Consider the following 9,622-nt stretch of genomic DNA (forward strand, 5'->3'; position numbering starts at 1 on the left):
TCCCCTGTCCGTCTAAGTTTATAAAATCTTTTCTAACTGAATGTTCTTTAGAATAGCTTGATAAAAACTGACTGTATATATTTCCTTTAATTTTAAGTTTATCTAACAATTCAGATATTAAAAAAGCCGGCTCTATGGTTCTTCCATCTCCACAAAGTTCTATCCTTTGTCTCAAACTTTCATTCGCCCAAAACAAATACGGAGTTTCATACAAGTTGCGTACACCTTCAACAGTCTTCAAATTTTGTTCGATATTAAGCATTTCAATCAAACTTTTATTTTCTCCCATCGTTGGAGAATGGTCGCCAAATAAAACCATAACTGTTGGCTTATCAATTTTATTTAGTTTATCCGTCAATATTTTAAGATTGTCAGAAGTATCCTTAATTCCTCTGAGATAATTATTAAAGTAGTTAAACAGTCCTTCATTATAATTTTCTTTCCACTTTATAATATCTTCGCCTTCTATATCTTTAGTGTACGGCCCGTGGTTTTGAAATGTAACTGCAAAACTAAATACTTTTGATTTTTTAGAACTCTCTTCAAAATCTTCCATAAGTTTTTCAAAAAATTCTCTATCCCTCAGCGGCTTTTCAGAAAAATTTTTAAAATAATTTTCGTAATACTTAAAACTTTCAAAGCCTATATTTTTGTATATCTGTTTTCTGTTGTAGAACCCACCATAATATGGATGATGTGCTGTGGTCATATAGCCCAGATCTTTAAAATAATTCACATAAGTTTGGGTATTTCTTTTGAATTTAGGAAGATGGTAAAAACCGCTTAGAACTTGCATTTCAGTGGTAAAAGTTCCTCCTCCGAACGCATCCACTATCAGCCCGCTACTCAACGATTCAACTTTTAATTTTTTAAAATCTTCATACGGATCGATTTCAAATTCAAAATTTCCTTGAACGGTTGAAAAATCTTTAAATGATTCAAGCATTATAACTAAAAAATTTATATCACAATTTTTGCCTTCCTCAAATTCTGAAAGCTCCTCTACTGCCATCTTTTCAGAATAGTTTTTAAATTTATACTCAAATATATCGGATATAGAGTGTAGAAATGGATATAAAAATCCTTTGCTTTGGTAACTTTCAAGTTCAATATATGGGCTCATATCTCTTATAGTCAAGCTTCTATAAACTCTCTCATTTTTTATCGCATACCAAACTGCCACTAAGCATACAATTGAAATTAAAAGCATAGCTGTAGATATCTCAAATTCCGTTTTGTACCATTGCATTAATATCGCCACCATAATTGACAATATATAGAGTAAAGCACTTCCGTTTAATTTTAGTGGATATTGCCCTGACATATTTATAGCTTCTTTAAAAATTAATATGTCTTTAAAATACAATGGTTCTTCTCTAAACTGAACTTTGTAGTAGTGGATTAATGCCAAAGTGTTAACCGCTACCATTACAACCGCTGCTCCGTTTACAAATTTTATTTTGCTAAGTATTATTGAGCATAAAATTATAGGCAAAAAATTTAACAAAACTATTTTAGGTTCTTTGAAAAAATCTACAATTCTAATTTTCTTGTTATTCTTTGAGATGATTAGAGAAAATATCGTAGAAAAAATCGAACCCAAAATTAAAAAAGTCATTTTACACTTCCTTAAAATCTTCCATATTCCATATTTCTGTTGCTATCGACTCATAGAAATCTCTTTCGTGGCTTATTAAGAAAACCGCCCCATCAAAATCTTTAATAGCTCGTTTTAATTCTTCTTTTGCTTCAGGATCCAAGTGGTTAGTAGGCTCGTCAAGCATCAATACATTTGCCGGTCTATTTAAAATTTTACATAACCTTACCTTAGCTTGCTCTCCTCCGCTTAAAACTCTAACTAAAGATTCTATCTGTTCTGTCATCAAACCACATTTTGCAAGAGCAGCTCTGACTTCTGCTTGGTTCCAGCTTGGATACTCTTCCCATACTTCATCAATTGCCGTCTTTTTATCTTCATAAAATTCTTCTTGTTTAAAATATCCAACTTGAATGCTTTGCCCTTGGTGTATGCTCCCTGAAATTGGTTTAACTTCTCCCAAGACAGTTTTTATAAGGGTACTCTTTCCTGTTCCATTTGGACCTACAAGAGCAATCCTATCGCCTCTCTCCATTCTCAAATTCAAAGGCTTAGTAAGTGGTTTGTCATAGCCTATTACCAAATCTTTTGTTTCAAAAATTAATTTTGACATTTGAGAAGTAGATAAGAATCTAAATTCCGGCTTTGGTTTTTCCTTGGCAAGTTCTATAATTTCCATCTTGTCTAATTTCTTTTGTCTAGACATCGCCATATTTCTTGTGGCAATTCTCGCCTTGTTTCTCGCAACGAAATCTTCCAACTCTTGTATTTCTTGTTGTTGTTTCTTGTATGCAGCTTCTATTTGCTTTTTCTTTAACTCTCTAAGTCTTTCAAATTCTGAATAATCCCCTACATATCTGTTCAATTCTTTATTTTCAACATGGTAGATTATATTTATTACAGAGTTTAAAAAGTCTATATCATGAGAAATTAGAATAAATGCATTTTCATAATTTACCAAATAATTTCTCAACCAATCTATGTGGTTTTCGTCTAAATAATTTGTCGGCTCGTCAAGCATCAATATATCCGGTTTTTCCAACAGTAACTTTGCCAACAATATCTTTGACCTCTGCCCCCCGGATAAATCTTTAAAGTTTTTATCAAGTCCTATTGAGTGTAACTCAAATGCATTTGAAATTTCTTCAACTTTTGAATCAATCATATAAAAATCGTGTTGCTCTAGTAGAGTTTGAAGCGTTCCAACTTCTTCCATCAACTCATTTAACTCAGCTTCCCCAACATCTCCCATTTTCATATATGCAGCGTTTATTTCTTGTTCCCAATCATATAAATGCGCAAATGCGCTCTTTAATACATCTCTAACTGTATAATCTCCGACAAAAGTGGCGTGTTGGTCTAAATATCCAACTCTCACTCTCTTTGCCCAAGTTATCTCTCCTTCTTCAGGAACTAACTTACCTGTTATGATGTTCATAAAGGAGCTCTTACCTTCTCCATTTGGACCCACAAGACCAACGTGTTCTCCTTGTAATAATCTAAAATTTACATCATTTAAAATTTCCCTGCCGCCATACTGATGACTTAAATTTTTTACTGTTAAAATACTCATTTTTCACCTAATTTTTCATCTGCATAATCCATTAATTTTGCAACGGACTTACTCTGTCCTACAAATGGATAAGTTGTAATATACTCTTCAAAATCTTTCTTTATCTTTCTAGCTCCGGCATAATCTCTTTCATACAGTGTAAAAGCATATTCTATATGAAATCTATTTATAAGAGCCTTTAATATTTTATTTCTAAATTTTTCAAATTCTTCAGTATCGTACTTCTCTATACCTTCTTCATCTCTATTCACTAGTTTATAGAAGAGTACCTCTCCAATTAAAACTTGTCTTTGTAAATCTGAAGACAACACCGGCTTTGTCAAAGCCAATTCTGCTGTTTCTTCAGCTCTTTTAAAATCTCCAATATCCAAATAATAATCTACCATAAAACTGTTAAATTCTAAATATTTCATATTTTCGGGCGCTGTTAAAACTTTCATTTCATCTTCCGACCACAAATTCTCTGACTCTGTTAAATATCTTTCACTCGCAATCAAAGACGCTTGAATTAACAACCTATATGATTTATTTTTGTAGCTTTCAAGCGCATTCTTCCCGTCATTGTTAATCATTCCCTTTAATGGAATTCCATTGGTTATCACACCAAATATATTTACTATATGCATGTGAAATGCAAAAGCTTTTAAATCTCCTCTAGCATTAATCATAACTACAAAAAATATTATTGCCGTAATTAAATTTAACAGAACTCCACCCATATTATATAAAATATATGGATAATCTTCCCCTAATTTCTGTTTTGGAACCATTAGATTTTGCCCAAGAGTTCCCGGAATTTTAAATTTCTTAAATTTTAAATGTCCATTTTCTCTTACCAATGCATACGAAGATATTCTATACATTACAAATCTATATCCACTTATCTTTGCTGCTAAATAATGCCCCAACTCATGTATAAATATACTAAATACTATAGCCGGTGCAAGAGTATATAAAAATACCAAAGGATTAATTCTTTCTCCATTTAATATGTAATTTCCATAACTATAAGTTACAAATCCTCCAAATAAAAATCCTATAATCAAAGATAGTATTCCCATGCGCCCTCCCTATTTGATAATTATAACATTACATACTACTTCATACATTCTTATTTTTCTTCTGTGACTTAGTCACCGACTTCTCATCTTATAAAGATATATACTAAATATATATTACTGAAAGGTGGAAAACTATGAAAAAAATTGTAATTATCGGAGGAGTTGCCGGTGGTGCAGGAGCCGCTGCAAGACTCAGACGACTGGATAAAGATGCTGAAATAATTGTTTTAGAAAGAGGTCCTTATATTTCATACGCCAACTGCGGTCTCCCATACTATGTAGGTGGTGTGATTGAATCTCAAGATGCTCTCTTCTTAGAAACTCCTGAGGCAATGAAATCTAAATTCAATGTTGATGTAAGAGTTGAAAATGAAGTTGTTAAAATAGATAGAGATTCTAAAACAGTAATAATTAAAAAAGTTGACAGCGGTATTGAATACGCTGAAAACTATGACAAACTTATAATTTCAACAGGTTCTTCGCCTCTAAGACCATCTATTCCCGGAATTGATAGCGATAGAATTAAAACTCTATGGACTGTCCCGGATACACTTACAATAAAAAAATTCTTAACTGAAAAAAATGTAAAGGACGTTGTCGTCATTGGTGGTGGGTTTATTGGCCTTGAAATGATGGAAAACTTGAAACATGCAGGACTAAATGTCCATCTTGTTGAAGGTACAAATCAAGTGATGGCGCCTGTAGATTTTGAAATGGCTCAACTTTTACACGAAAATATAGCGCAAAATGGCGTTAAACTGCATCTTAACAGCACGGTTTCTAAATTTGAAGAAACTTCAGATAAAATCTCTGTAGTTTTAGAATCCGGAGAAAAAATAACTTCTGACTTAGTTATTTTATCTATAGGTGTACGTCCTAATAGTCAAATTGCTAAAGATGCCGGCATAAATACTAACGAACGTGGTGGAATCATTGTTGATGAACATCTTCTAACTAATGACCCTGACATATATGCCGTTGGAGATGTCATTGAAGTTAATGATTTTATACTAAATAAAAAAACCATGATTCCTCTTGCCGGACCTGCCAACAAACAAGCGAGAATTGTTGCAAACAATATCTGTGGTAGAAATGAAGTCTATGCTGGAACTATGGGCACTTCAATCGCACAAGTATTCGATTTATCTGTTGCATCAACAGGCTCAAATGAAAAAGCTCTACTAAAAAATGGTCTTGTTGAAGGTAAAGACTTCAAAAAAATATACGTAACTCAAAACTCCCATGCAGGTTACTATCCCGGAGCAAACCCATTAACTATTAAATTATTATTTAGCACAGACGGAATGAAAATCTACGGTGCTCAAATAGTTGGCATGGAAAGTGTTGATAAGAGAATTGATACAATCGCCACTACAATGAAACTTAACGGAAGTATCTTTGATTTAAAAGCTCTAGAGTTATCATACGCTCCGCCTTTCTCTTCTGCTAAAGACCCTGTGAATATGGCAGGCTTCACAGCTGAAAATACCTTAACTAACTTAGTTGAATTTTCAGCTTGGGACATAGAAAAGACAAATCCTGATGCAGTTCTATTAGATGTGAGAGAACCGGCTGAACTTATGGCATTTGAAATTGAAAACTCTGTCAATATTCCTTTAGGACAGTTGATAAATAGACTTTCTGAACTCGATAAAGAAAAAGAAATTATAACTTTCTGTGCAATTGGAGTTCGTTCTTACAATGCTGCAAGAATTTTAATTCAAAACGGTTTTAAAAAAGTTAAATTATATCCCGGTGGAACAAGATTCTATCAATCTACTCATTACGATAAATTAAACCCTTCTCCAAAATTAGAGCCGTTATCCGATAATGGAAATATAAATTTTCAAGAAAAAACTTTTAATGTCAAAAACCATAGTAATAACGAAGACAACAGGACAATCAAACTAAATTGTATGGGGATGCAATGTCCCGGTCCTTTGATGCAAGTTTTTGAAAAGATGAACACAGTAAATGAGGGGGATATTTTAGAAATCCAAGCTTCAGATCCCGGTTTTGTAAAAGATATTAAAGCTTGGAGTAACCGAACCGGAAACACACTTATTTCAGCAGGAAAAGATGGAAATAAATATGTTGCAGTTTTAAAAAAAGGCAGTGATGAATTAAAACCTATGCCAAAGCTCGCACCTACTAACACACCTGATGGGAAAACTATGATAGTATTCTCCGGAGATTTTGATAAAGTCTTGGCAAGTTTTATAATTGCAAATGGCGCCGCAGCAATGGGTAGACCTGTAACTATGTTCTTCACTTTCTGGGGACTGTCTGCTCTTAGAAAACAAAATCCGCCATCCATTAAAAAGAACTTTATGGAAAAGATGTTTGGATTTATGTTACCTAAGGGTAGCACTAAGCTTGGCCTTTCTAAGATGAACATGGGCGGTTTAGGAACTGCAATGATGAAAAAGATAATGAGAGATAAAAATGTAAATTCATTAGAAGACTTGATTAAATGTGCTATGCAAAACGGTGTTAAAATAATGGCTTGCACAATGAGTATGGACGTTATGGGAATTACTAAAGAAGAACTAATCGACGGAATTGAATATGTAGGAGTTGGAACTTATCTTGGTGATGCAGAAGAATCAAATGTAAATTTATTTATATAACACAAGGGGCTGTTGCAAAAGTCCCGAGAATAAAAAATACGAGGAAATAAAAAAAGGCTCTATAATATCTGTTGGGGAGTAAATCTCTAACAGCTATTATAGAGCCAACAAAAATTGATAGACCTGAACTAAATAAATTACTTTCTTTATTGGAAGATGGTGACACTTTAATGTTTACCAAACTTGATAGAGTCGCTAGAAGTGCTATTGAAGGTTCTAAATTAATTCTCTTTTAGAAAAAAATGTTAGAGTCCATATATTAAATATTGGCATTATGGATAATACTCCTGCTAGTAAATTAATTAGGCAAATATTTTTTGCTTTTGCTGAATTTGAAAGAGATCTTATTGTAGAGCGTACTCAAGAGGGAAGGGCTATTGCTAAATTAAAATCAGATTATAGAGAAGGGCGTCCTAAAAAATTTTCACAAAAACAAATAAATCATGCTTTAGAATTGAAAAAATCCTATTCATATAAACAAGTTAGTGAGATGACAGGAATTTCTGTAAGTACATTAAAACGAGCTAATCGAAAATGATTAGCCCATTTATTATAGTTGATTAAATTTAATTATTCTTAATAAATACTAGATTAACTTTTTTAATTTTTAATACAATTAAACTATGCTTCTGAATCTCCACCAATAACTTTTCCCGTTATCGCATCAACATATATTTTATCTCTTGATTTTGATATTACCGAATAAACCAAATGTAACTTTTTATTAGATGCACTTCTCCAAAATGACCTACCAAAATTATTATTTTCTCCTTTTACAACTAATTCAACTTCTGCTAATTCAAAAGGTTTTTCAGTATAATCATCATTATTATATACATCTTTTGCTATTTTTATTGCTTCTTCTTCAGTAATTTTAGGTCCTTCTGTCATTTCAAATTCATCTACTCTATAAAATGTATAAACTGTATTACCTGAATATGGAACTACAAATACGTAGCTATCATAATAATTTTTTATTCCATATTCATTATTTTTTAAACATGCTATTCTGTGTCCTAAATTTAAAAAAGGTTGATTTTCTATAATTCTGTATTCATTGGGAATATATTTTTCTATAATATAGTTTATATACTCGGTTCTAGAAAAATTATCTATCTTTTCATTTTTAGGTATAGATTTTCTCACATTGTCATAATCTTCTATTAAACCTATCTGGTCGATTTCATTAACTTCACCATTCTTGGTAAATACCATACATCCCTTTTCTCTAGTTATTGGAATTTTAATAAACTTACTTTTTCTGCTTGCTCTATTTATTTCAGTTGAAATATCTATACTAGATGTATCTTTTATCATAATATTAAAGTCTGAAATTGTTTCAGATATTTTTTTATATAGTATATCTTTATCTGCTATAGGTTCTCTTGTTACAAACCATATCAAACTGCACAAAGTAGTTATTACTATAATGAATATAGGGAAAATTTTTTCTCTCATAATTATATATCTCTCTTGCAAAAATATGTCGTCATACTATGCTCTTTCGTCATAGTTAGAATCACCTATAAATCTTACATGATAATAAGTTCCTTGCTGGCTTATAGCTCTATTGATATTCTCAAGTATAGAATCTCTTGGATGATTCTCAACACAATTAGTTAATCTTCTAGAAAAATCACGAAGTACATCTATATCTTCATGTGCATACCAACCTATAAATGCTTTTCTGTAAGAGTTATTTCTTATCCCGAAAGCATTACTCCAATAATTTCCATGATCTGCAGTATTACAACCATTTAAAATTACTAAATCCCAACAACATCTTACTTGATCAGGAGATAAATATCTTACATAATATCTACTATCTTCATGCCCATTCCCAAAATATGTTGGGCTAGCATGTCCTGAAAAACTAAATGCATAATTATTGCCATCTCCTTGCACAAAAGCTTGAGCAGATCTACCATTATCTGCTATAGAATCAGAAATTATACTATTATATCCTAATATTCTAAATAGCCTGTTTGTATTCCCTGCTGTCATTGCAAATCTATAATCGTTCTTTTCTTTATTCGAGCCAAAAGTAGCCATCGCATCTTTACTAGCAACCTCTGTTCCCCCAACTATAACACCTTTTAAGGCATCTACATATATTTTTATACCGGATTGAAATTTAATAGAATACACCAACGTTAAAGGACGATTTAATTCAATATCTGTATATTTTAACATTTCTTCTTCGCTCATTTCTAAATAATCAACATTCTCAAAATAATCATTTTCTCTTTTTACTGTTAGTTCTATTTCTGGATTAACTACACTTTCAATCTTATAACCTTCGTCTATCAATTTTTCTATGGCTATATTCTCAGCTTTTTCCCTTGAAATTATTGACTCATTATTAACAATATACTCACTTATCTTATTAAATCCTAAAACCACTTTTTTTGAAACATTAACAGTAATTTTATATTTATCATAATCATTTATTATCCCATGTTTATTAGGCTTTCTACAAGAAATTAAATGAATATCTTTAAAAGTATTCTCTATTTCTATCAAGCTATATTCTTTTGGAACATATTTATTAATTATATAATCAATATATTCTTGTTCTGTTAGAGAATCTATTTTACTGTTTATTGATATATCTATACTTTCTATATCTGCTGCTAAGCTAAACTGATCTACTGAAATAATATACCCTTCAGAGTCAAAATATAAAAATACTTTTTTTATCCTTAGAATCGATTTCTATCTCTTCACTCTTTATAAAACTCTTATAATTTAAACTATCTAA

General features: G+C 31.5%; 7 protein-coding genes and 1 pseudogene. 3 read left to right on the plus strand and 5 right to left on the minus strand.

Annotated elements, in window-relative coordinates; genetic code table 11:
* The 3 genes from HMPREF9129_RS00830 to HMPREF9129_RS00840 form a co-directional block, all read right to left on the minus strand.
* A partial coding sequence (locus HMPREF9129_RS00830; RefSeq protein ID WP_004819317.1) for an LTA synthase family protein occupies positions 1–1,618 on the minus strand: 1,618 nt, incomplete at its 3' end.
* A 1-nt stretch (position 1,619) separates the two neighbouring features.
* A complete protein-coding gene (locus tag HMPREF9129_RS00835) occupies positions 1,620–3,170 on the minus strand; it encodes an ABC-F family ATP-binding cassette domain-containing protein (RefSeq protein ID WP_004819318.1) in 1,551 nt (516 codons plus the stop codon).
* Positions 3,167–4,231, minus strand: coding sequence for a site-2 protease family protein (locus tag HMPREF9129_RS00840; protein ID WP_004819320.1), 1,065 nt, complete (start codon positions 4,229–4,231; stop codon positions 3,167–3,169). The genes HMPREF9129_RS00835 and HMPREF9129_RS00840 overlap by 4 nt, the downstream gene beginning before the upstream one ends.
* 134 nt (positions 4,232–4,365) lie before the next feature.
* Between HMPREF9129_RS00840 and HMPREF9129_RS00845 the strand changes: the two genes are divergently transcribed.
* The 3 genes and pseudogenes from HMPREF9129_RS00845 to HMPREF9129_RS12735 all read left to right on the plus strand — a co-directional run bounded on the left by HMPREF9129_RS00845 (position 4,366) and on the right by HMPREF9129_RS12735 (position 7,399).
* Positions 4,366–6,861 (plus strand): FAD-dependent oxidoreductase, encoded by a 2,496-nt coding sequence (locus tag HMPREF9129_RS00845; protein ID WP_004819321.1) that lies wholly within the window; start codon positions 4,366–4,368, stop codon positions 6,859–6,861.
* 149 nt (positions 6,862–7,010) lie between these two features.
* A pseudogene (locus HMPREF9129_RS12730) lies at positions 7,011–7,192 on the plus strand (recombinase family protein); the annotation flags it as partial.
* Between the two features lie 45 nt (positions 7,193–7,237).
* Positions 7,238–7,399, plus strand: a complete 162-nt coding sequence (locus HMPREF9129_RS12735; protein ID WP_342769543.1) for a helix-turn-helix domain-containing protein — start codon at positions 7,238–7,240, stop codon at positions 7,397–7,399.
* 83 nt (positions 7,400–7,482) lie between these two features.
* Here HMPREF9129_RS12735 and HMPREF9129_RS00855 read toward each other — a convergent pair whose 3' ends face one another.
* Complete coding sequence (locus HMPREF9129_RS00855; RefSeq protein WP_004819327.1) at positions 7,483–8,319, minus strand: hypothetical protein; 837 nt, start codon at positions 8,317–8,319, stop codon at positions 7,483–7,485.
* Positions 8,320–8,355: 36 nt separating this feature from the next.
* Complete coding sequence (locus HMPREF9129_RS00860; protein WP_004819328.1) at positions 8,356–9,384, minus strand: hypothetical protein; 1,029 nt, start codon at positions 9,382–9,384, stop codon at positions 8,356–8,358.
* Positions 9,385–9,622: the final 238 nt, after the last annotated feature.

The sequence above is a fragment of the Peptoniphilus indolicus ATCC 29427 genome (assembly GCF_000227315.1).
Lineage (GTDB): Bacteria > Bacillota > Clostridia > Tissierellales > Peptoniphilaceae > Peptoniphilus > Peptoniphilus indolicus.

What these genes read in the sequence shown, in the direction of transcription:
- HMPREF9129_RS00835 (WP_004819318.1), bottom strand. Translation starts at nt 3,170, where the DNA reads ATGAGTATTTTAACAGTAAAAAATTTAAGTCATCAGTATGGCGGCAGG.
- HMPREF9129_RS00840 (WP_004819320.1), bottom strand. Translation starts at nt 4,231, where the DNA reads ATGGGAATACTATCTTTGATTATAGGATTTTTATTTGGAGGATTTGTA.
- HMPREF9129_RS00845 (WP_004819321.1), top strand. Translation starts at nt 4,366, where the DNA reads ATGAAAAAAATTGTAATTATCGGAGGAGTTGCCGGTGGTGCAGGAGCC.
- HMPREF9129_RS00855 (WP_004819327.1), bottom strand. Translation starts at nt 8,319, where the DNA reads ATGAGAGAAAAAATTTTCCCTATATTCATTATAGTAATAACTACTTTG.